This is a genomic window from uncultured Fretibacterium sp. (genome assembly GCF_963544685.1).
In the GTDB taxonomy this organism is placed as follows: Bacteria; Synergistota; Synergistia; order Synergistales; family Aminobacteriaceae; genus CAJPSE01.
On record NZ_CAUUGJ010000010.1, the window covers coordinates 1 to 22,958 of the forward strand.

Below are 22,958 nucleotides of genomic sequence, written 5' to 3' on the forward strand. Positions count from 1 at the left end.
CAGGAAGGGAAACATCCAGCGCGTCAGCCCGGTGGCGAGCGCCGCGGTCTCCGCATCGAACCCGGGCGCCATGATATGCGTCAGGACCGGCGCCAGACCGATGCCGGCGAGCGTCACGAGCCCCGAGGCCGCGATCAGGACGCTCATGGCCTGCCGCCCCAGGGAGAGCGCGCGCTCCCGGCTCTCCTGGAGCGCCTGGGAGAAGACGGGGACGAACGCCGCCGACAGGGCCCCCTCTGCCACGAGCTGCCGGGCCAGGTTGGCCAGCGTGTAGGCGACGTTGAAGGCATCGAGGCTCCGCGTCGCGCCGAAGAAGGCGGCGACGAGGACCTCTCGGGCCAGGCCCAACACCCGGCTCACCAGCGTTCCCGCCATCATCAGCATGGCGTGGCGCACCATACGGGAAGATCCCTGCACTTTATCCAGCCCCCTCCAACAGGCTATTGTACCGCAGGAAGGGGTTTGTCTGTTGTTCCGAGAGAAAAAACGGCCTACGTCAGATCCAGCATCTCCTTGGGAGAACCCAGGCCTGCCAGGGCCAGCTGCCTTCGGTACGCGTCGTTCAAGCGTATGCTGCATCGGCCCGAGGCGACCCAGTGCAGATGTCTGGGCATGGCCCACAGTTCGGGGGCGTATTGCCGCGCCCAATCGCTCAAGGCCCGGGCCTTTTGCACGACGCACCTTATCTCGCTGGTCTCCGCGGGGTGAACCTCGATGAAATACGCCTTTTCCCTGTCGTCGGCGCCTCGGTAGCCCACGGCGTAATCCCATCGGTTGTCCTCCGGAAACGACGCTCTCAGATCCCCGTCGATATCCACGCTGCCCGTCACGGAACGCGGATTTTGAGGATAGATTCGTTGCCGATCCGCTGAGGAGAGGGCTTGGAGACCGTCCTGCAACTTCAACTGAGGGCAGGCGTCGATGGCTTTTTGGAAGCGTGACGACGGCTCAGACATTCGAGGCGCTCCTTACGGCTTCGGCGACCGTGTCCGTCACTCGTCCGCTGTAGGCCGCCAGTCCGCCCCATCCGGAGACGATTTCATCCTCGTCGCCGGGATCGAGGGATGAGATGTCTTTGGACCGAACTCGGCCTTCTTCGTAGTAAAAACAGTGAGTCCTGGATTTAAGGCGCAGCGCCTTACCGAGCATGTCGGGTATTCCAGTGCCGCTGTCAGGAAGGTCGAGCAGCTGCGCGAGCAGTCCGATCCTCTGGCTTTCATGGATTTTTTGCCGCTTGATAGCCTCAATCGCCCAGACGATATCCAGGACATGTGAGGAATGGGTCGTAACCACCACTTTGTAACCTCGACTCAGAAGGTCCAGAACCAAGGTCATGACGGCGAACGTCCCCATGGGATGAAGTCCCATTTCGGGTTCTTCCAGGACAACCCATTCAATCTCTTGATGTCTTGTGATTCTGCCTGCCGGCAACAGCTCGTAACAGCCGAGCAGCAGAGGCAAAAACTCTCTTTGTCCCGTGGACCAGGCCATGTACGAAATCGCCCGATTCCTATCCCCGTCCACATTCAAGCGCACTTCCTTTTGCCCGCGTGCCGCGTTACGTGAAACGGATGCTCCGTGAAAAATGGAGGAATCGAGAACAGTCCTGATCGGCTCTTTCATTTTCTTTGTGATGGGAAACAGGTTTTCCCTCTCCTTCAATCCTTCCAGGTACAGGCGGATACGCTCACTGAAGTTTTTTACCACGAAGGGATCCCTCGGGGTATAGCTTCGGTAGGGCTGCGGCCAGCCCGTGAGCATCGTCAGAACCCTTTGGGCGGGAATGTAATAGATCGTCTCGGGGTGGTTTTTCCCCTCGTTGGGCAGCCTCGGGGACGGGGCTGCGTCTTTGCCGTCGCGGAGAATATGGCTTTCGTCATGCCACATATGGCGCATCCCCTCGCCAAAGTATGCCTCCATCAGCGTGGACCTGTCCCGCTTGTCCCAGTCCTGCCCAAACTGATTCATGGTGTTTTTCACATAATCCTGATCCTGAGAGAGCTTGAAAAGCTGTAGGAAAACACTTTTGCCCGTCCCCTGGGCGCCCACCAAAAGCGTGAGGTCGCCGAAATCGACGGAGACATCCGCAAACTGGCCGAGGTCTGTCACTCTGAAATTCATGCTGTCGCTCCTGTTGTCAATTTATGGGGCAAAGATTTAACGAACGTTTCGGTTGCCAATCATTTTATTTATGGATTGCTTTTTGTCCCTAATCCCTTAGGTTAAAGGTCGCTTCCATGGCCCCCAAACACAGAATGGCCCTCAGCCTTTAGGGCAGGGGGTCAGGCTCCCTCAAGACCCTGAAGCTTTTTATAGACGGAGACCAGGCTTCGAGACAAGTCAAAAGAAGAGACAGGCTGTAATTCTTCTTCCGGCTCCAGTTTACACTGAGCTCTGAATGTCTTGAAGAGCTCGGCAAGCGGAGAGGAGGGCTCTTGCAAGCGGCTCAAGTTCCAGAAGGGATGACACACGATTCTCCAAGGTTCTTTGGGGTTAAGTCGCAGTGCGAAGAGCTTGTTGTCTATGACAGCCGTTTCCACGTCCTTACCGAATCCAAAATTTTTCAGACGGTTGAGGTCGAATAAGACGTTCTCCGGCCAATCGCGAAGTTCTGGCGAGAAAAAAGTGAAATCGAACGAGCCGTCCAGCAGAATACGAATAAAAGACAGTCCCAGACGCCAATCGAGGAGGCCATGATAGTGCTGGTTGCGATAGCGATGCATACACCCATAGCAGGCGTTTCGGCAGTTTTTCTCGTGGCCGCCGAACAGTACGGAGAGGGGATAGGCCTCTTGGTCATACAGCATCGAGCGCATCATCTTCTCCAGGACAAGTCTGCCGTCCTGATCTTGGCTTGCAAGATATTCACAATAGCCTGAACCGTTGACAAGCTGATCTGATATCTGGAGCAACGGTAGAGTATCTCCCTGTGATTCGGTATTGCGCGGTTCCAGAATTTCAAATTCCTCGGGAGCGATGTCAAGATCCAATGCTGCCCGATAAGTGATCAGATACATGGCGGAAAGAGCGGCGGAGCGCACACCCTGATTTTTAACGTTCTTATCATCGAGATCCAGCTCCAGAAAATCCGGCAGTTTTTGAGGCCTCAAGAAAAGAGCGTCGGTCGTTTTCGGACTTGCCAGCCATATATTTATATTTAAAAGGGAATCTTTTTCTTTTGCTTCTTTAAAATAGCTTTCTTTGAAGTAGGGGTCGGCAATATATTGGTTCTCCATATTCAAGAAAGTTCCTTCCCAATGATGCCATGTCCTTCCAAGTTTAAAGTCGAAACCCTTTCCGTTGTTTTTATTGAGACGGTAAATGCGTATCTGCTTTTTGCAGTCAAAAGCCAAGTTTGTCCCTGTTAAGCCAGTGAATTGCACTTCAGCCCCTTCGGCTGTCGATATGCGTGAGGGGGACGAGAAAAGCTCGTCATCGATCTCTTTTTGGGGCCGCATGTCTGTCCGGAACGCCGCGGGGACAACGCACCGGTGTTTTGTATCCGTTTGAAGAGTCTCCCCGCAGCCCAGGCAAACAGGCGCGTATTCTTCGTCATACCGGTGCCAGGTATGACACTTGGGACACTCGATGAGGTCAAATTGCTCATCGATGGGTTGATTGCCATAGGTGAGCGTAACCGTCCTTGTTCCCTTTTGAGCCCATGAGCGAAAAAGCAGAGAGCCTGAAAGACCTATCACGGTATGGGCCATCTTGTCTTTGACCAGGACCTTGCCTGGAGCAAACTCATCGATGGCCAAATCCAGATCCCGTTCGATCCCTTTGGGACAAAAGCTCTTCTGACCCTTCGTATCCTTTGTAACATGCGTGTACAGGGTTCGGATGCGGGTTGGCATCCCATACATGGGTAGATAGCCCGTCTCGGCAAGAGCTTCTGCCAGCCCTTTCTCCTCCCAGTTTTGATGGGGAAAATTGCCCATTGCGGCGATGACCTCATCCACATCAAGCCCTTCAAGAAGTGTTTCCTTTTTTATCGCGGCGTCGATGTCTTGGACAAGCCATTCTGCACAGGAATCTCTTTCCGGGAGCGTTTTTTGCAATGCCTTGTATAGACGCGGTTCCCAAAGGTCTCTTTTCTCATAAAAGTCTTTACATTTCATGAAAACGCCATGCGTATCATAAAAACGAGAGGTGCTATCCGGCGGCCACTCCTGCGGATAGGCCTCACGAAGCTCCTTGAAGGCCGCGGTTAGCCAATCCTTCAACAGAAGCCGACGCGGTATCGACGCGTGAGAGACGGCAAGAACCGGAGGCGGAGGTGCGTCCGAGGTGATGCTCTCCGGGTGTTGAAAGTAATGACTGTCGTGACTTCGCCCCCGACAAAACGTCAGGGCAAGGGAAAAAGCCTGTCCCCGTCTTCCGGCGCGTCCAATTCTCTGTTGATAGTTAAACCTCTGGGGCGGCATGTTGGCGTCCACCACCGCCTGAAGGGAGCCGATGTCAACCCCCACTTCCATCGTTGTTGTGACGGATAAAAGATCGATGTCCCGAACCCTTTTGCGAAGCGTCTCATCAACCTCGAGTTCGCGCGTTCCGCTCTCATCACGTTCGTCATCACTTGTACCGATGTGGATTCCCTTAAAGCGCCTCAGCCGTGCGGCCGGGTCGTCGGTCATCGCCGTCAATTCCTCGCATCTCAAGCGCAGAGGCGGCTCTGAACTCAGGGACTGCAAGGCCAGATGGTGATTTTCCCTCAGGGTGGACACGCTCCCGGAGGCTTCCTCAGGTAAAGGGGTGCAGCAGCGGGTGCAGAAAGCCGCTCCTCTGTGAAGATGAACCCTGGAGCACCGCGGGCAGCGCCAGAAAGGGGCGTCATCCTGCAACAGCTTCAAGTGCAGCGCCTGAGGGGCAATAACTCCTCCATGATGCCCGTCTTCGTAGAGGCGCTTAAGGAACCCTTCAAACACCTCCTCAACAGGTTTCCCAGCCCAACCGGCAGCGATAAACTTTTTCAGTCGTTTTTGGCGCCCGTCTTTGACGTCTTCCCATCTGTTCCAGCTTGGAGGCTGATTTCCCCAAGAGGTTTTATAACGGTAAAAGTCTGCCATGACCCTCAAAAGCGCGTCAAAAGGGGCAACATCGGAGCGGGTTTCCCCAGCCCCCAATTTTAAACAGGCATAGGCCAGACCGGCCTCCTCGAGGGCAAAGAAGGTCTTGGAAAAAACGACATCCAGGCAAAGAATCTGAAATTCTTTCACGCACTCATTCTGAGCCGCCCGCAGCTTATAATCCCACCGATTATCTTTGCGCCATCTGTAGGAATTGTCGTTCGCTCTCTCGAAGACTTCCTCCCAGAAGAACCCGGAGAATTTTTCATCCTCTTTTTCTAGAACAGCCAATTTTTTGAGCCCCGCAGGGTCGAAGGGATGGGTTCCCAAATCGATTAACTTGGCCAGCAGCGGTTTGATGGAACTTTTATTATTTTGAGGATCGAGATCCGCAACATCCGCGAGGGGAATAGAGTCCCCTTGCGGTGTATCCAATAAGGCCTCCAGTTCCTCGCATCGTTTTTTCCAATATTCAAGCTCCTGTTTATCTCCGTTCTTTCGAGCCTGTTTCTTCTTCTCTTCTGCCTCATCCAGCTCTTGGTCTATTTTTTTTCGTTCCTTCTCTCCAGATTTTTGCCTGTCATATTCCAATAGGGTATCCATAAGAATTCTGCGGCGCAGTTCACGATGATAATTTTTTTCGATCCCCAAAGCTGCCCGAGCAGCGCCCTGCCGGCTGTCTGAAAAACAGATCAGCTTGGGTTGGTCGGAACCTTGAGAGGCTTCTGGGGAACGTTCGCACAAAATTCCGTAGAGGCGCGTCGTCAAAAGCTGAATGACCTTGTCGAAACCCGTCTGAAACGTGCGGATGGGCGGCATCTGTTTTGCCTTTTTTACCATCGTTTTTCGATCCTCACCGCAGAAGGGACAGACGCTGGGTGCTGCCTTCTTGGTGTCGTCCGCGACGAAAATCATTCCCTTGATCCAGGAGTCCTCAATTTTTGAGGGCGAAGGGTTGACAAAAACCCTCCCTGTCTGGGGCTCCAAAAAAGCAGATTTCCATGAGGATTTATTGATGTCGTTGTTGGATTCCGGCGACAACAAAGGCGCAAATACGGCATATTGCTCATAAGACATCTGTTCAAATCGATGAGGTGATTCATTGGGCAGTTTGGAGGTATCCATCTCCGAGGGCAGGAGCTCGATAAACTTCTCCTCTTTGAAGTGATCCGGTCTCATCTCCCTGGAGCGATGCCCGCCGACAAACAGCGCGCCGCACGTCTCACAGCGCAGCAGCTCGACGTAAGTCCCCTCAGGACAGGCCGAGAGCCCTTTTTGTATCGTCAGGTTCCGATAGGACACACGACCGTCCTCCAGTGACGGAATGGCAAACAGGCCATCCAGCCCTTTGAAGAAGGTGTGCATCCTGATATTGTTGGCTCGAATACCATGCTGCCGATCACCCCATCCGCGCAAGATCAGAAGCCCTCTCAGCGCGTCGGAGGCGTCCTCTCCCTTTCCAAACAAGCGCTCTGCCAGTACGGAGGCGGAGGTTGCCCGAATTTGCTTTGTGTCAAGATCCCAGCAGGCACAGGTAAGCAGGTCTCCCGCTTTTTCGATGCAGCCGTTTAAGATGTCCTCTTTCGATTCCCCTGAGGATGACAGGTTCAAGGCCTTTGCCAGACACGGGGCAGCGGCGTCAAGGTCCTGGCGGAACGCCTTACATTCCTCTTGCCGGTCGAGATACCGTTGCAGCAAGTCCTTGAAGGGGACGGGATCGAGTTGTCCCACAACGTCCTCCTGAGGGAGCAATTGCTCTCCAGGGACAATGGCCTGCCTCCAATCCTCCTTTGAAGGGGGATTGGACATATCCTTTTTCCAAAGCCCATTCCTCCCGAACATATACTGAAGAAAGACTTTGCTTTTTGTTCCCGCCTTTCCCTCGGTTGGGAGGGAGGCACTGGTCGCCAAAATACGCAGCTTGTGACGGTGTTCAGGAATATCCAATCCCAATCGCCTTAAGAGGAGGCGTATGAGGTTTGCGACCTCTCCCCCAGCGGACCCTCGGTAGAGATGCATTTCGTCCAGGATCAAGAAAAAAACGGCGTCATCGTCCGCGACAATCCAGTCGCGCGTCTTGGCGAGGAGGGGCTCCTCTTCCTCCCGTGCCAACATCACGCTCAACATGGAGGTGTTCGTGATCAGGATATCCGGAGGGGTCTCCTGCATATCCCATCGACTCAGGAGCTCGCCTCCATCCGTTCGGGGGAAATTGAAACGAATGTCCGCATCTTCGGAGCTCTCACTTTTTTTCTGAGTCGCCTCCGCATCCTGGAAAATCTTCCGCAAATCCTGCTCTCCGCGCGCCTTTTTTTGTTCCCATTCCTTTTTGCTCTCTTTTTCCAGATAAGACGCTCGCGGGTGCTTGTAAAACCCCGTGGGGCGCGCTGCGCTGGTGTAGCGGCCGAAGAAAATCCTGTTGCCCCTGAAGTGTTCGTCCATGACCTCATGAGCTTCTTCGGAATCAAGCGCTTTTCTGAGCCGTACCAATTGGTCCTCCACCAGGGCATTGAGTGGATACAGGATCAAGGCGCGAACGGCTTTTTTCCTTTCAGGAGATTCCCCGGAACGGTGCGGCTTGAATTTTCCATCCCCGTTCCACCATTTATTCCCTTTCAAGAACCCCGCTTCGGGACAGGGCCATTTTACAGCCTCGTTTGCCAGGGAGGCGAAAACCGGCATCAAAAAGGACTCGGTCTTTCCGGATCCGGTTCCGGAGGTGATGATCCCCGGCTCTCCCTGACGGATCCCTCTTTTCAACATCTCCTCCTGATGGGAATAGACCTTATAATCTCTCATAAATCCGGTGTCGGTCAAAAGAGCTTTCCAGGCGTCCCTTCCTTCCCGGGAGAAATGATCCGGCCACAGGTCAGAAGATTCCGCCAAATTGGCGATTGTAGAGCCCGAGGACTTGTATCGAGGGATAGGCTCAAAATAGGGTTCCGTCGCCAGCATCCCAGGTTGGCGAAAGATGTTTCGTCTTTCCTCCATCAAGCCTTCGTCGATGACGCGAAATTCCGTATCCAGATAAGCAATATAAAAGTCCCGAATTTTCTCGAAGCTGCCGATAGGATCGATCATAACGTTTCACTCCCCATTCCAGATAAAACGCAGCAATTCCCCTTCATACTTTTCTTCAAGGGAAAGGTTGATATTCAGGCGAGCTTGCAGATATTTGATCTGCGCCTCGGGGTCTCGTTCCGATAAGGAATCGACAATATTTTCCCATTTTCCCGATGAGAATGCCCCATACCGATTTTGTTCGAATGCCGAGATTCTTTGTCCGGATGAAACCGAGAAAAGTTTCAGATCCTCAAGCAAAAAACAGGGGATGCGGAATGAACTTTTTCCATCCACCAGGGATGCTGCGAGAAGAACGTTTTTCGGCCATGAAATCCCGTTCCCGTCTCCAAGGGGGAGTCGTATCGCTTCATCCCTGTATGCCGCCAGCAAAAGAGGGAGGTAGGCTTCCAATGGAGAACGATTGATTCCCTCCAAAACCACAAGCAATAAACGTTCTTTGTTATGATTATCCGTTGCGGAGTACAGAATCCGAGACAGGTCGGATGGAACAGGAGCGTCTCCCCCGTATAGAGTGCTCTGCTCCAGAAGATCCTGAGTTCTGTAGGTCGCCGCGGATATGGGATACCAAAACACGCTCCCCCCGCAAAGAGACGCGGCCAGAGTATGAATTGCCGCCCAGCTCTGATTCCCCCATAGGACGGGCAGCTGACGCATTCCCATGTACCCGACCATCCTCAGCAGGATGTCCTTCTCCAAATTTTGTCCCTCGCTGTTTTGCGAAAAGATTTCATGAAGTGCTTCCCTCTCCGTGATGGGCTCCGCGTTTTGATGTTGAGGAGGGAAAGGCAAGGGCTCCGGTGATGACTTTTTCCTCGAAACGTTGTTTTTTGAGGAAAGCAGGGCATGGAACAACGAGGACTCTGCGAGGGTTTCCAGAGCCTTGTCGGTCATCGAACGCAATTTTTCGCCAAAAACAGCTAAGTCCTGTTCCCTTTCACGGGTTAGCGTTTCTTTTTCACCTCGAAGGGCGTCAAGCTCTTTCTGAGCGCTGTCCTTTTCCTTCTTCAGGCGAGAGAGCTCGTTTTTGAGTTGGCATTGCTCCTCGTGTATTTTTGCGATCCCTTCTTCTCGAGTTTTGTCCATTTCAAGTTCTCTTTTTTTCCGTTCTTCCTCCAGTTTACCCTCAAGGACTTTGAGTCGTTTTTCCTTCTCCTCTTTCAGCCAATCTTCGATGTTGTGTTCTTTCAGATAGTGTTCGTGAAATATTTCAATAAATTCGTCGATGTAGCCTTTGTTTTTCTTTGCTGCTTCCAGGATCGATGCTATACGCCTGGTGTTTTCAAGTTTATATTCTTCCTTTTCCGATACCTGGGCTATACTGTCACAATATTCTTTATAGAGAGTATTGGTGATCTCAAGGGCTTCAACCGCCTCAGGGTCGATCCTCCTAAATTTTTTTAGTAAGCCGTTCAACAGCGTTTCACCGCTCTGTATGTTTTGCTTCTTTTCCGGTAACAGTTTTTTCCCCGGATAAAGAACACCGATGTTCGTTCCATTGACGTAACAGGAACAAATGTAATTTTGAGGGATTGAGTATTGATCAACCGCATCGGCACGAGCCTGATCTAACCGATACTCATTGTGGTTACTGCTGCCCAGGTTAAAATGAGAGCTCTTCAAGCAAAGCCATTTTTCTTCTTTGGATTCATCGTGAAAGTTCAAGTAAATCTTGTCTGTAAAAATATTTGTTAATGGATTTTTTGATAAAAAATCCGCGATACCATCCAGATCTGTAGATTTTTCAAATAAATATCTGCACTCACAAGCTTTTTCAATTATATTTGTGACATATTCCTTGCCATAGCCGTTAGTTTGAGTTTCGACCCAAAGCAGTTCCCCCTTCTGCAAGGGGAGCCATCGAGGGAAATCCTCTAACACAAGCAGGATCGGTTCAGCCTTGGACTTCTCTCCCATGTGATTGCAGAGTGCCCTTAAGTCAACAGTTTTCCCATCGAGTTTTACGACTTGAGTCAGGACTTTTCTCAATGTTCGTTCCCTCCATTTCTCCATAAAACTGGAAGATGCCTTGCTCGATTTTGCCCCTGACGCCACCGCAGGATATTGGTAGGACGTTCTTCATCTTCCAGGGGAAAGGGTAAAGTCATATTGAGATAGCGGTAGCCCCGTTTTTCCGAGTAAACGGAGTAAGCTCCGTGTGCGTTGCCATATTTGACGATGGGGAGAGGAAAGTAGACCCTGTCCACGCAGACTCGATAACACCTGTTGCCTGTTGCCCGACACGCTGGAGTTTGAGAGCAGGCATAATACACCCATAACGCCCATTCCCTGGAACGTGTACACCATCTGTCCCCTTTGCTGTTCAGAACATATTCATCCTGTCGATCTCTCGACCGAGAACGGTACTGTGTCAGAAGAATTTCTGCTCGCGACGGTTTTTCTGCGACGAATTCTCTGCGAACGGGATCCCAGTAATTGCGCTCCCCCTGCTGCTCCAGGGAAGGCTCCCACGTCTGGGCCAGGACGTCCGGCAGGACGCTCCTCCATTTTAGGGTGGGCGATTCCCTGCATTCCATTCTCAGTTCGGAGGATAAACTGGAGGACACTTGCTCCAGCGTACATTCGTCCGGGCTATCGATCGATGGAAGATGGAACGAGAGTTCCTCATCAAAGCGGAAAGTGCGGAGTTTAAGGTTTGTCTTGTCGCATATACTCTGAATCTCCTGTCGTAGTTCTTCCGGGAAAAGCCCCTCAAAGCGAGAGTGCAGCGTTCCATCAGAAGAGCGTACTGTGTGTAATGCAGGGGGTACGGGAAAATAAATTCCAACTCCATAATTTCGTCTGTGTCGATATTGAATCGTCCCCGATTCCTCCAGCAGACGAAGGATATTCCATTTAGCTGAGGTAACTCCTGTTTTGTATATTGTATCGATCATCTCGATGATGTCTTGAGCGCTGAGACCACGCCTTCGGGTAAAACGGGCCGCAAGGATTTCGATCAGATCGGAGGCTTTCTGAGGTAGGGCATCAAATCCTTCCATTGTGCTAAAGGAGCAATGCGGTTCCTCAGCGCCGGCTCTCATCTCTACAGGATGCCTTACAGAGGCAGCCCAATGGTTTGGAACCAGGACGTCTTCCCCAAGCTGCCCTAGCTTTCCTACATTCAGCCATTCTTTTTCATTTTTGGCTTGCTTGAGCGTGAGAGGCCACGGGAGCCGACGATAAACGTTAATTTCTTTAACGAAAGAAGGCTTTCCGTCAATTCCGTCAAGATGAAGCGTGATGGTCTCCGCTTCCGGAGGCGGACAATGATTCGGGAAATATTGACTATCGTTTCTTTCAATTAAGCTGAAGCAGGAGTTCCACGGCAGACAACATTTCACCGGCAGACGATTCCTGACGACCGGTTTGACGACCGGTTTGTAAGAGGGACGAAACAGGTAACCATTGCGTCCCCCCGGAGGGGTATAACGTATTCCTTCGATAAGAATCTTTTCTTTGGGAGGGCTTTCTAAAATGGACAAGGGGGGACACCCGTCATAGTTCTCATAAAGCTCCTGGAGATCAAGGCGATCGGAGCACCCCCACAGCTCGGCACCGCCATCTTCCTTCTTCGATATGGGTTTCCAGACAGCGATTTTTAAACCGCAAAGAACGTTGCAACGCCCGATCAAAATGACTTCGCCCCTGCGCGGTAGTTTATGACAGCTTCTCCATACGCCATCCTCATCTTTCATAAAACCAAGACAACCGTTATCGATTTGTTCTCGAAAAGTTTCAATATGATCGAGGTGTTTTCTGAGATAAGACAAAATGTCCTGCAGAGGGGAGAAATGCTTGAGAATACGCGGGAACAAGCGGCGTCTCTGTTCTATTTGGAACAGAAATCCCTGGTTCTCATCCTTAACGGCTATCCGGTAACGCCCCCATCGAACTTGCTTGTCCGGTAGCGTATCCCAGACGATCCCTTCGACGGCTTGCCAGAAGGGCAAGCAGACGGCCTCTTCAAGAGAAGACGTGCGGTCAAAAAGGTTAAATTCCTCGATAAAGGCGGAATTATAATTGTGTGACGTTAAACTCCTCTTCACCCTTTCTTTAACCTCTTTGACAAATTTTTCATCCTGCAAATTCGCGCCAATGCCCTTGATGACACCCGTGAGCTTCTTGTAGTCCTTATAAGCCGGGAAAGCCAATTGTTTCGAGTGCCCGATGAGTTTTGCCTTCCCGATATCTGTGGGTAATTGCAGCGGACGATACTTCGGATGGTTATGAAGAAAAGCATTGAGCAGCTGCCAAAGTTGCGGCAACAGCGCCAAGGCTTTTTCTGGAGGCTGGAAACCCAAAAGCTTTTTTAAGCGCTTCCGAAAATTACCCTCACCAGCCGTCGCCGCGTCCATGGTCGCGGCCAAAAGGCTTAAAACGAGTGGAGGTAAAAGTTCATCAGCGTTGAGGGTGGCAAAACGATCTTCTAGGATCTTGCTATCAAAAAGTCTCTTAAAATCATTCGCTGCATCTTGGGTGGGCAGGTTGGAAGCAAAACCTAAAATCTCTTTAGAGATACAAAGACGTGTAACCGGTTCCTGTTTTCCGTTAAAATTATCTGGAAGAAAGAAATGGTTTAACAAACATTGATGCCATTGCTTAACGTTCATTAAGACGATCTCCCTTCCAAAACGAGTCTTTGCCTTTTAAAGAAGCGCAAACCAAGTCCTCTCAGAAAAGAAGTTTAACATAATACGGCCTGCTTTCCTTTGTCTTGTTTTGCTAGGGAAGCGCTGATTTAATCCATGAAGCACCCCGGTGGTACCCCAGCTTGCTTGTTGATGGGCAGAACTTGCCGGGGCCGCCGCTATCCCCGGAGGGGAGCCTTCCGGCAGCCGCTCGCTTCGCTTGCGGGCCGATCAGTCTCAGGATAGCGGCGTGGGGGCTTGGGGGCGAAGCCCCCATGTTAAATTTTAGGGAAGCGCTGGAGATTTTTGCCCATAGATGTTTTGCATACTCCTCTTTGGAAAAATATGCGTTTTTGTTTTAATCAGCGCTTCCCTAGTTCAAGCTCCGCAAGGACGATTACTTTGTGTTGATAATAGAACGAGAGGCTCGCTCTGCTCAAGCGTCCACAGAAGCTTTCTTTCCCAGAAACCTCCGGGTCGAGAGGAACGGGCTGTCCTTCACGGCGAAGCGGTAGGGGTAGCCTGCCGCCTCCCCCGCGTAATCCACGTTGATGCGCGGCGTCGCGGCGACGCGGGCGCCGGGGATCGATTCCCCCTCGGTGAGAAACAGCGTCTCGCCCGTCAGGTCCGCCCCGTTCTGCTCCCGCGAGATGCGCAGTGCCTGGCAGAGTTTGCCGGGCCCGCTGCACAATTTGCGGGCGTCCCTCGTCCCTCTGTGCCGTTCCATCAATTCCACCCCGGATAAGGGTTCCAGTGCACGAATCAGGACGGCCTCGGGAAAGCCCTCGGGGCCCGCGACGACGTTGAAGCAGTGGTACATCCCGTAGATCAGGTAGACATAGGCATAGCCGCCCGCGCGGAACATGACCTCCGTGCGGTGTCCCGGCCGGGCGGCCGGGATGCCGAAGGCGTGGCACGCGGCGTCCGCGGGACCGGCGTAGGCCTCCGTCTCGACGACGATGCCCGCGGCGGCCCCTTCCGCCGTCCGATGGACCAGGACCTTCCCCAACAGGGCGCGCGCCGTCTCGACCGCGCCCCGGAGGTAGAAGGACCGGGGCAGGGGCGGAAGGTCAGGCATGCCCGTCCCCGCGGGGGGCCAGAGCGGGAGGAAAGCGCTCCCGCAGCCGACGGAAGACGCCGGGGGGAACCATGTCGTGCACCGTCCCGCCGAACTGGAAGATGTCGCGGATGACGCTGCTGGAGAGGTAGGAGTATTTGGGGTCGGTCACGATGAAGAAGGTCTCGATCTCCGGGGCCAGCTGGCGGTTCATCAGGGCCATCTGGAACTCGTACTCGAAGTCGGACATGGCGCGCAGCCCGCGGATGATGGCACGCGCCTTCTCCTGCCTCAGGTAGTCGACCAGCAGGCCCGTGAAGTGGCCGACCGTGACGTTGGGCAGGTAGCTCAGCGCCTCTCGGGCCATGGCGTGCCGTTCCTCGACGCTGAACGTGGAACGTTTCTGGGGGTTGACCAGAATGCTGACCTGCACCTCGTCGAAGATCGCGGCGGCGCGTTCGGCAATATAGATGTGCCCGTTGGTGATCGGGTCGAACGAGCCGGGGTAGACGGCCCGGACGGCGCGTTTCATTCGCCAACCTCTCCTTCCTGCGGTGCGCCCTCCTGCGCTTCGGCGTCCCGAATGGCGCGCACGGGGCTCAGGAACGTCAGTACCGTCTCCCCGTACTCCCTCTCGGACTCGACCCGCCACTCCCCCGGGGGGACGGTCAGCGGCTCCCGGACCGAGTGCTCCACGACCATGACGCCGCCCGGCGCCAGAAGCTCCGCAAGCCCTCCGATACCCGGCAGCGCCGCCCCCCACCCCTCGTGGTAGGGGGGGTCGGCGAATACGACGTCGAATACCTTTTTTCGCCTGCGCAGCCAGGCAATGGCCCTCCGCAGTTCGAGGTTCAGGACTGCCGCGCTGCCCGGAGCCGTGTGCGGCACGGAGCGCTCGATAGTCTGGGCCCGTGCACGGACCGATTCCACGAAGACCACGGATGCCGCGCCGCGTCGCAGCGCCTCGAGGCCGACGCGGCCTGTTCCCGCGAAGAGGTCGAGAAACCTCGCTCCCTCCAGGAACCCGACGGCGCCGCGCATGGAGTCCAGGATGCTGAACAGGGCCAGAAGGACCCGGCCGGAGGTGGGGCGGACCTCCTTCAAGGGGCTGGCGCCGCGTTTCCGTCCGGTCCCAGGCGCCGCGCGAGGTCCTCGGCGGCGCACCGCACGGCGGGGGTCAGAAAGGCGTTTGCCGTCCCGTCCAGCTGGACCAGCGTGCCGCCGCCGCGCTCGGAGACCCTGAGGTAGTAACGCTGCTCGAACTCGTCGTCGGTGGAGAAGGTGTCGACCAGGAAACACGGAGCCCCGTCCGGCCCCGCGTAATGGCGGCCGAACGCCCACCGGGCGTCTCCCCTGCGTCCGCTCGTCCCGTCGAGGTCCGCGATCCTCTCCTCGTTCGGGGGATATTCCGTCCTGATGTGCATCTCCGAATCCCTCCAGGTCCGTCGTGCGACGGTGAAGTCCCGTGTCTTGGCGAAGATCAGCCTGTGGATCGCCTTGCCCTGCTCCATCCATTTGCGCTCGTACTTCGTCGTGACGGGGCGCTCGGGGTTCGTCTCGCACGAACGGAGCTCGAGCGCCGCATGGGCCGAAAGCCGTGCCTGGACCTCCTGAGCGTAGGGCTCGTCGTCCGTGACCAGCTCGAAGACGCCGCCTGGCCTCAGCACCGCGGCCAGGTCGTCGGTGAACTCCCGGGCGGTCACGCGGCGGTGCGCATGGCGCTTCTTGGGCCAGGGGCAGGGAAAGTTCATGTAGATTTTATCCAGGGAGGAGTCCGCGAAGAGCTCCTTCATCATGTAGCGGGCGTCCGTGCGGATGAGCCTGAGGTTGTCCAGCCCCCTCGAACGCCTGGCGCAGCGCAGGACGCAGGCCGGCGAGACCTCCATGCCCAGCAGGAACGTGTCCGGGTTCGCCCCCGCGTGACGCACCGTGTACTCCCCGTTGCCGAACCCGACCTCCAGCTCCGTCCGGCCCCGCCCCCCGGACAGCGCCCTCAGATCGAGCGGAAGGGACAGGCCCCGGGGCAGCAGGATGTTCCCATAGCCGCCCCTGTGCCCGTCCGTGTTCAGAATGTCCATTTCAGAACGTCCATGTGAAGTCCGGCAGGCCTTCCGCCCTCAGCCGTTTTTTGACGTCCTCCATGATGAAGGCCAGGGCTTTCTCGTCCCTGCCCTCGCAGCGGGTCGTGATGACGGGCTGGGTGTTGGAGGCGCGGATCAGCCCCCAGCCGCCGGGGTAGAGGATGCGGATTCCGTCCAGGGTCAGGCCCTTGTAGTCCTTGAGCGCCTTGTCCCGGATGCGCCGGATGACCTCGAATTTCTCGGAGTCCGGGCAGTCGATCCGGGCCTCCTCCGTCGCGGGGTATAGGGGGATGGAGGCCATGAGGTCGGAAAGGCTTCTTCCGGTCCTGGACAGGATTCTCAGGATGCGCCCCGCCGCGTAGAAGGAGTCGTCGAACCCGTAGTACTCGTCGGCGAAGAACATGTGCCCGGAGAGCTCCCCCGCGAAGGGCGCGCCGATCTCCCGCATCTTCGCCTTGATGACGGAGTGCCCGGATTTCCAGAAGAGCACCCGGCCGCCCAGGCGCTCGATCTCCTCCGGCAGCGCCATGCTGCACTTGGGCTCGACAATGGCCTCCGTACCGGGCCGGGCCTTCAGGATCTCGGCCCAGTAGAGGGCCATCAGACGGTCCCCGAAGATCACCGTGCCGTGTTCGTCCACCACGCCCAGGCGGTCGGCGTCCCCGTCGAAGGCAAACCCGACGTCCGCCCCCGAGGACTTGACCTTCTCGATCAGGTCCTGGAGGTTCTCGCGCTTCTGCGGGTCCGGGTGGTGATTGGGGAAGCGCCCGTCTGGCTCCGCGTAGAGGGGGATGCAGGCGCAGCCCAGCGACTTGAAGAATCGCTCGGCGATGGGGCCGGCGGTTCCGTTTCCGCTGTCGCAGACCACCTTGAAGGTGCGGGAGAAGGGTTCGAACCTGGAGGCGAGCATCGCCAGGTAGTCGTCCGTGATGTCCCGCGCCGTGACCGAACCCGGGCCGCAGGGCGGAAGCTCCGACTCCGTCAGGCGACGCACCTCCTGTATGCTGTCGCCCCAGAGCGTGGCGTTGTCGTATCCCAGCTTCAGGCCGTTCATGTTGGGCGGGTTGTGGCTGCCCGTGATCATGACCGCGCCCTTCAGGTCGAGGTGATGCATGCTCCAGTAGAGCAAGGGGGTCGTGACGGTCCCGATATCCATGATGTCGATGCCCGAGGCGGTGAGGCCCCGGACGACGGCGGCCCGGATGCGCGGGGTCGAGAGCCTGACGTCTCCTCCCACGGAGACGCGGTCGACCGACCGCTCCCTCAGCCAGGCGCCGTAGGCCCTGCCGATCGCCTCCACGACGTCGTCCGTCAGATCCCGTTCCGCGTCGCCCCGGATGTCGTACTCCCTGAAGATGTCCGGCGAGATGTTCCCTTTCATTTGCCCCTCAGGACCTCCCCGACTACCTCCATGCCCCGGGCCACCAGGGCCTCGTCGGCCTGGCTGCCCATGTGCCCGATGCGGAAAACCCGGCCGTCCAGCGATCCGTAGTTTCCTCCGGCGACGAGCCCCTTCTTCCTCAGCGCGGCGTCCAGCTCCGGCCACGTCCAGCCGTCCGGGACGTTGAAGGCCGTCACGGTGGGGGAGCAGATGTCCTCCCGCACGGGGAAGAGCGTCAGCCCCGCCTCGCGCCCCATCGTCCGGCAGAGTTGAGCCGCACGGGCGTGTCGGGCGTAGGCGTTATCCGGCCCCTCCTCCATGATGGCGTTCAGGGCGACGTTCAGCGCCGTCATCCCCTGCCAGTCGTGCGTGTAGGGCATGGCCCGGACCTCGGGGACCCTCCGCCAGGGCAGATAGGCGTCGTATCCACTGTATCCGACGCGCTCGAAGACGCTCCACGCACGCGCGGAGACGGTGGAGACGGACAGGGACGGGGGAAGCGACAGCACCTTCTGGCTTCCAAGAAGGCCGATATCGATGAGCCCCTCGTCCACCCCTACGGGGGCCCCGCCCCCGCTCGACACGAAGTCGACGAGGAACAGCGCGTCCGCCTCGCGGGCGATCTCCCCCAGCTCCCTGAGATGAGGGTTCAGGGTGCCGCTGGGGGTCTCGCAGTGCACGGCGGTGACGACCTGCGGACGGAAACGCCGGACGGCCTCCCGCACCTTGCCGGGATCGGGGACGTCGTCATAGGGGAAGGCCACGACCTCGGCCTCCGCCCCGATGGCGCGGGCCATGTCGGCGAACCCCTCGCCGAAGAGTCCCGAGGCGACGGCCAGCAGCCTCTCGCCCGGACGCAGGGCGCTCTTGACGCCGCCCCACAGGATGGACATGGCCTCCCCGGAGGTGATGACGACGCTCTCCTTCGTCCCGAGCAGCGTCTGGACGAGCTTCTGGTTTTTTGCGTACAGATCGTAAAATTCGGTCTCCAGATCGGAGCTGCCGAAGTCGGTAAGCCACGCCTCGCGAATCTTCCGGGGCACCGAGACGGGGCCGGGCACGAGGCCGATGGGATAGGTGTTCATGAATTTCGCTTCCTTTCATTTCAGTCGGAAATGCTTGTTCGAGCGGAACGATTGTCCTGGGCCCGGCGATGCGGGGCCGTCACCGCCCCTCGAAGAGAAGGATGACCTGCGTGGCGAACTCGGTCAGTTCCTCCTGCGACGCGCCCGCGCTCTCCAGGGTCAGGGTCCTGTCCTTCCCCAGCTCGATGGCCAGGGCCGTCCCAAGGATGTCCTGCCGCTCCAGAACGGCCCGGTGTCCCTCGATGTCGAGCGTTTGGTATCGGGCCCCGAACCCGAGCGGAAGGTCGTCGGCGCTCACCGCACCCTGGGGGACGAGGAGCGTCCCGGGACCGGGGCCCTCCATCAGGATCGCCTCGATGCGCCCGGGAGGGGCGCTGCGCGTGTAGATGCGATTGTGCCAGACCCCAAGGTCCTCCGATGCCGTCCTGAAGGGAATGGCGTCCCCGGATTCCGCGAGCCACGGCCCCACGAGGTCGGGCAAAGGGCCCACCGCGGCCGAGGACGACGGACACAAAAGCATGAACGTAAGGAAAAGCGTCAGACAAAGGGACGAACGTCCGCAAAGCATCGCGATCCGCTCCTTTTCATAGAAACGTTTTTCAGGAATGTCCTGAATTGCTCATGATTATACCGGAGTTTGAATAAAACAGGGCTCAGCCGTTCGGGGTATCGTGAGGAAAGCACATCCGTTCCAGGTCGACCGCGCGGTCGAACGCCGCCTCGTCCATCCAACCCAGGGCGAGCACGGCCTCCTTCAGGGTCGTCCCCTCGTCGTGGGCCCTGCGCGCGGCCTGAGCCGCGCGGTCGTAGCCGATGAGAGGCGTCAGGGCCGTCACGTTCATCAGGGAGCGTTCGGCATAGCGCCGCAGGCGCTCCTCGTCGGGCTCGATGCCGCGGACGCAGTTTGTCGTGAAGGAGGCGACGGCGTCCTTCAGAAGCCTGCACGACTGAAGGAAGTTGTAGATCAGGACCGGCATGTAGACGTTGAGCTCGAAGTTCCCCTGGCCGGCCGCGAAGGCTACCGTGACGTCGTTGCCCAGGACCTGGGCCGCGACCATCGACAGGGCCTCGCACTGCGTGGGGTTGACCTTGCCGGGCATGATGGAGCTGCCCGGCTCGTTCTCCGGCAGCCTCAGCTCGCCCAGGCCGCAGCGCGGGCCCGAGGCCAGCCATCGCACGTCGTTGGCGATCTTCAGCAGGTCCATCGCCAGGGTGCGGAGCGCCCCGTGCGCGAAGGACAGCTCGTCCTTGCCGCTCAGAGCCTGGAACTTGTTGGCTGCGGGATGGAATTCAAGCCCGGCCGTGCGCGACAGCTCCTCCGCCGTCAGCCTGTCGAACCCCTCGGGCGCGTTGAGCCCCGTGCCCACGGCGGTCCCCCCGAGGGCGAGGGACGAGAGGAAGGGGAGCGCCGCCTCGATCATCCGCGCGTCGCGCTCCAGGAGAGCGGCCCAGCCGCTCATCTCCTGCCCCAGGGTGATGGGGGTGGCGTCCTGCAGGTGCGTGCGCCCCGTCTTGACCAGGAGCATGAAGGCGTCCGCCCTCTCGGAGAGGGTCGCGCGAAGCTCCTCCAAGGTGGGGAGCAGGTCCCGAATCGCGCGCGCCGCCGCGATGTGCATGGCGGATGGGAAGACGTCGTTGGAGCTTTGGGAACGGTTGACGTGGTCGTTCGGGTGCACATCCCCGGGCGTTCCGGCCTCCCTCAGCAGCTCCGTCGCGCGGTGAGCCAGCACCTCGTTGACGTTCATGTTGGTCTGGGTCCCGCTGCCGGTCTGCCAGACGGACAATACGAACTCGGCGTCGAGCCGGCCCGAGAGCGCCTCGTCCGCGGCGCGGATGATCGCGTCGGCCACGGCCCCGCTCAGGCAGCCCAGGCTCGCGTTGACGCGTGCGGCCGCACGCTTGATCAGGAGCAGGGCCTCGTGGACCTCCCGGGGCATCCGTTCCGTTCCGATGCGGAAGTTCTCCAGGCTGCGCTGCGTCTGCGCCCCCCACAGCCGGTCCGCGGGGACGCGCACCTCGCCCATGGAGTCCCTCTCGATGCGATAGTCCATGATGTTCCGTGTCCTTTCGTTGGAAGATTCAGTAACCTCTCCCGCAATATCTCGAGTGGAAGAGGAGAAACGATTTCGCCATTATCTCACGGAGTCCCAAGGAACGTTGCAGTGCCCGGACAACAGAACTGTCCTGGAAATTGCCTTTGTCCTGCGTAATGCGTAGCTGGACAAAATCTTCTGTCTGCTCTACGAGGGGGCATTTTCCCTGCTTGACAAATAGCCACAATATAGTGTAATCTTTTCTTAAATTAATAGGGATGTTCGTCACGCTGAAGTGACGGATGATTTTGGGGCGCTGAAGTCTGGAGTGATGAATCTATCATGGCCAGACTTTTTTGTCTTTCTAAGGAATGAGACGACATGGCGCTGAAAAAATTACGCATTCTGATTGCGGATGATGAACCTATTACGCGTATGGACCTTCGCGAAATGCTCGAGCAGGCGGGGTATCCGGTAGTCGGAGAGGCCTCTGACGGGTTCGATACGATCCAGTTGTGCAAATCCTTGTTGCCTAATGTAGTCCTCATGGACGTGAAAATGCCTCTTTTGGATGGACTTGCCGCTTCCCGTGATATTCATGAGGAGCACTTGGCAGATGCCGTTGTGCTGTTGACCGCTTACAGCGATCCCGAATTTGTGGAAAGAGCAAGGGACGCGGGGGTCAGTGTCTATATGGTCAAGCCCGTGGATGAAAGAATTCTGATCCCCAATCTTGAGCTTGCGGTGGCCAGGGGCAGGGAGCAGGCACAGCTCAGCAGGGACTTACAGACGATGTCCTCGCGTCTGGAATCCCGTAAGCTGGTGGAGCGTGCCAAGGGCCTGCTGATGTCGGAGAAAGGCATGAGCGAGCAGGAAGCTTTCGATTACATCAGGAAGGTCAGCCGTGATAAAAACATATCCATGAGGCGGGTTTCGGAGGTCATTATCCTGAAGAAATGAGGTGAGTTTGGAGGGCGATGTAAGGTGAAGGAGGAGATTGAACGTCTCTGTCAGAAACATACGGATTTGTCACGAAAAGAGATAAATTATATCAAACAGATTTCCTTGTCGTTGCCGTTTCTGGCGGATACGGAGGAGGCGGATGTTTTCATCAACTGTCCGTGTCCCAGCGGGGATAGCGTAGTGGTGGCTCAAGCCAAGCCCCGGAACGCCTCGTCCGCCTATCGGAAGTATATTTTAGGCATGTTCGCCAGGCGGCTGAACGAGCCTGCGGTGGACAGAACGTTGCGGCTCGGGTGTGCGACCAGGAGAATGAAGGCCTTGAATCAGGAGAACGTCCCTGTCATCCAGGTCGCTACTCCCATCCGATACGAGGGAAAGACCATCGGTGTGCTGACGTATGAGCGCTTTGCCGATGGGTGGGAGGACGGCCAGCCGTTTCACGAGCTGTTTGGCGGAGTGGGCAGGAACACGGAATGCGATGCTGAAAAATGCGCTGCCAGGACGGACTGGGAATGGGTGGTAAATTGCATTGAGGAAGGGATAATCTTAATTGATTGCAAGGGTTTTGTGATTTTCCGCAATGCGATTGCCCGGCAATTATACAAGAGGCTGGGATATATGGAGGATATCCTGGGTCAGGAGTATCGAAACATCTGCCTCGATAAGATGGACATGGAGCGGGAGGCTTTTACCGAGGAGCTTCAGATGGGGCGGTACTCCCTGAGGATCCGAAAGATCCCTGATCCGATGGAGGGAGTGTCCTTCGCGGTATTTGTCAGTGACGTCACCCATATTAAGAATCAGGAGAGGGAGCTCGTCCTGAAGTCCGTGGCCGTGCAGGAAATGCATCATCGAGTTAAAAATAACCTCCAGACGATTGTTTCCCTGATTCGGCTCCAGGTACGGCGTATAGAAAATCTGCAGGCTCATGAGCTCCTGGAGGAGACCGCCGATCGTATTCAGACGATCGCGACGACGCATCAGTTGCTGGCAAAGAAGGGGATTGACTGGGTGTCGCTTCAGGAGGTCCTGGGGGTCATCGCGGACAACGCCATTCGGGCCAACAAACCAGAGCAAAAGGAAGTATCAATATCCGTTGCGGGAAAGGATTGCATGGTGAACTCCAATCTTGCGACTACCATTGCCTTGGTCGTCAATGAGCTTATACACAATTCCCTGGAACATGCATTTGTCGGCAAAACAAAGGGAAGCATTCGGATTCGGACTGGCAAAGAGATGGACTTGTACGGGACCGTCTCCGTAGAGGACGACGGGAGAGGCTTTGACGTCAGTCGCCCCGGGCATCTGGGCCTGAACATCGTCGAGGTGCTGGTTAAGGAAAAACTGCGGGGAAGCCTGACCATCGCATCCAACAAGAACGGGACTCATACTTCATTCGGCTTTCAGATCTAACGATTCTGTCTGATGGATTAAGGACTTTTCCAACCGAATAGGGCCGGTACGGTGAAGTATCGGCAATAAGGCGCTGAAGCCCAGATACAGCAGACTGTATGTGGGCTTTTGTTTTTTGAGCTTTTGAGTGAGGGGAATTTTGATCTCGAACGAACGGGCTCCATGAG

16 protein-coding genes are annotated in these 22,958 nt (G+C 56.6%); 2 read left to right on the forward strand and 14 right to left on the reverse strand.

The annotated features are described in order from the left end of the window. The 14 genes from ABLA28_RS01925 to fumC all read right to left on the reverse strand — a co-directional run. Positions 1 to 399, reverse strand: a 399-nt coding sequence (locus tag ABLA28_RS01925; protein WP_347712307.1) for a lipid II flippase MurJ, incomplete at its 3' end; no start/stop codon positions are given. Positions 400 to 491: 92 nt separating this feature from the next. Then, positions 492 to 956, reverse strand: a complete 465-nt coding sequence (locus ABLA28_RS01930; protein ID WP_347712285.1) for a hypothetical protein — start codon at positions 954 to 956, stop codon at positions 492 to 494. Then, positions 949 to 2,121, reverse strand: a complete 1,173-nt coding sequence (locus tag ABLA28_RS01935; protein ID WP_347712286.1) for an AAA family ATPase — start codon at positions 2,119 to 2,121, stop codon at positions 949 to 951. The genes ABLA28_RS01930 and ABLA28_RS01935 overlap by 8 nt, the downstream gene beginning before the upstream one ends. Positions 2,122 to 2,282: 161 nt before the next feature. Then, positions 2,283 to 8,147, reverse strand: coding sequence for a DEAD/DEAH box helicase (locus tag ABLA28_RS01940; RefSeq protein WP_347712287.1), 5,865 nt, complete (start codon positions 8,145 to 8,147; stop codon positions 2,283 to 2,285). Positions 8,148 to 8,153: 6 nt separating this feature from the next. After that, positions 8,154 to 10,136, reverse strand: coding sequence for a hypothetical protein (locus ABLA28_RS01945; protein ID WP_347712288.1), 1,983 nt, complete (start codon positions 10,134 to 10,136; stop codon positions 8,154 to 8,156). Further along, positions 10,133 to 12,760 (reverse strand): hypothetical protein, encoded by a 2,628-nt coding sequence (locus tag ABLA28_RS01950; RefSeq protein WP_347712289.1) that lies wholly within the window; start codon positions 12,758 to 12,760, stop codon positions 10,133 to 10,135. The genes ABLA28_RS01945 and ABLA28_RS01950 overlap by 4 nt, the downstream gene beginning before the upstream one ends. A 454-nt stretch (positions 12,761 to 13,214) precedes the next feature. Beyond that, on the reverse strand, positions 13,215 to 13,856 hold the full coding sequence (locus ABLA28_RS01955; protein ID WP_347712290.1) for a DNA-3-methyladenine glycosylase: 642 nt from the start codon (positions 13,854 to 13,856) through the stop codon (positions 13,215 to 13,217). Continuing rightward, complete coding sequence (gene coaD / locus ABLA28_RS01960) at positions 13,849 to 14,367, reverse strand: pantetheine-phosphate adenylyltransferase (protein ID WP_347712291.1); 519 nt, start codon at positions 14,365 to 14,367, stop codon at positions 13,849 to 13,851. The genes ABLA28_RS01955 and coaD overlap by 8 nt, the downstream gene beginning before the upstream one ends. Then, on the reverse strand, positions 14,364 to 14,939 hold the full coding sequence (locus ABLA28_RS01965; RefSeq protein WP_347712292.1) for an RsmD family RNA methyltransferase: 576 nt from the start codon (positions 14,937 to 14,939) through the stop codon (positions 14,364 to 14,366). Before ABLA28_RS01965 ends, coaD begins: the two co-directional genes overlap by 4 nt. Beyond that, the gene (trmB, locus tag ABLA28_RS01970) at positions 14,936 to 15,913 is read right to left on the reverse strand and encodes a tRNA (guanosine(46)-N7)-methyltransferase TrmB (RefSeq protein ID WP_347712293.1); all 978 of its coding nucleotides are present in this window, start codon (positions 15,911 to 15,913) and stop codon (positions 14,936 to 14,938) included. Before trmB ends, ABLA28_RS01965 begins: the two co-directional genes overlap by 4 nt. Before the next feature lies 1 nt (position 15,914). Continuing rightward, on the reverse strand, positions 15,915 to 17,297 hold the full coding sequence (locus ABLA28_RS01975; protein ID WP_347712294.1) for a phosphomannomutase/phosphoglucomutase: 1,383 nt from the start codon (positions 17,295 to 17,297) through the stop codon (positions 15,915 to 15,917). Continuing rightward, positions 17,294 to 18,382: an aminotransferase class V-fold PLP-dependent enzyme gene (locus ABLA28_RS01980; RefSeq protein ID WP_347712295.1), complete on the reverse strand. Its 1,089-nt coding sequence runs from the start codon at positions 18,380 to 18,382 to the stop codon at positions 17,294 to 17,296. The genes ABLA28_RS01975 and ABLA28_RS01980 overlap by 4 nt, the downstream gene beginning before the upstream one ends. Positions 18,383 to 18,461: 79 nt before the next feature. Continuing rightward, the gene (locus ABLA28_RS01985) at positions 18,462 to 18,950 is read right to left on the reverse strand and encodes a hypothetical protein (protein WP_347712296.1); all 489 of its coding nucleotides are present in this window, start codon (positions 18,948 to 18,950) and stop codon (positions 18,462 to 18,464) included. Between the two features lie 85 nt (positions 18,951 to 19,035). Further along, on the reverse strand, positions 19,036 to 20,433 hold the full coding sequence (gene fumC, locus ABLA28_RS01990; protein WP_347712297.1) for a class II fumarate hydratase: 1,398 nt from the start codon (positions 20,431 to 20,433) through the stop codon (positions 19,036 to 19,038). Positions 20,434 to 20,796: 363 nt separating this feature from the next. On the opposite strand from fumC, the gene ABLA28_RS01995 reads away from it, so the two are divergent. Next, positions 20,797 to 21,375 (forward strand): response regulator, encoded by a 579-nt coding sequence (locus ABLA28_RS01995; protein WP_315100338.1) that lies wholly within the window; start codon positions 20,797 to 20,799, stop codon positions 21,373 to 21,375. Positions 21,376 to 21,399: 24 nt separating this feature from the next. Beyond that, the gene (locus tag ABLA28_RS02000; protein WP_347712298.1) at positions 21,400 to 22,791 is read left to right on the forward strand and encodes a sensor histidine kinase; all 1,392 of its coding nucleotides are present in this window, start codon (positions 21,400 to 21,402) and stop codon (positions 22,789 to 22,791) included. Positions 22,792 to 22,958 lie beyond the last annotated feature (167 nt).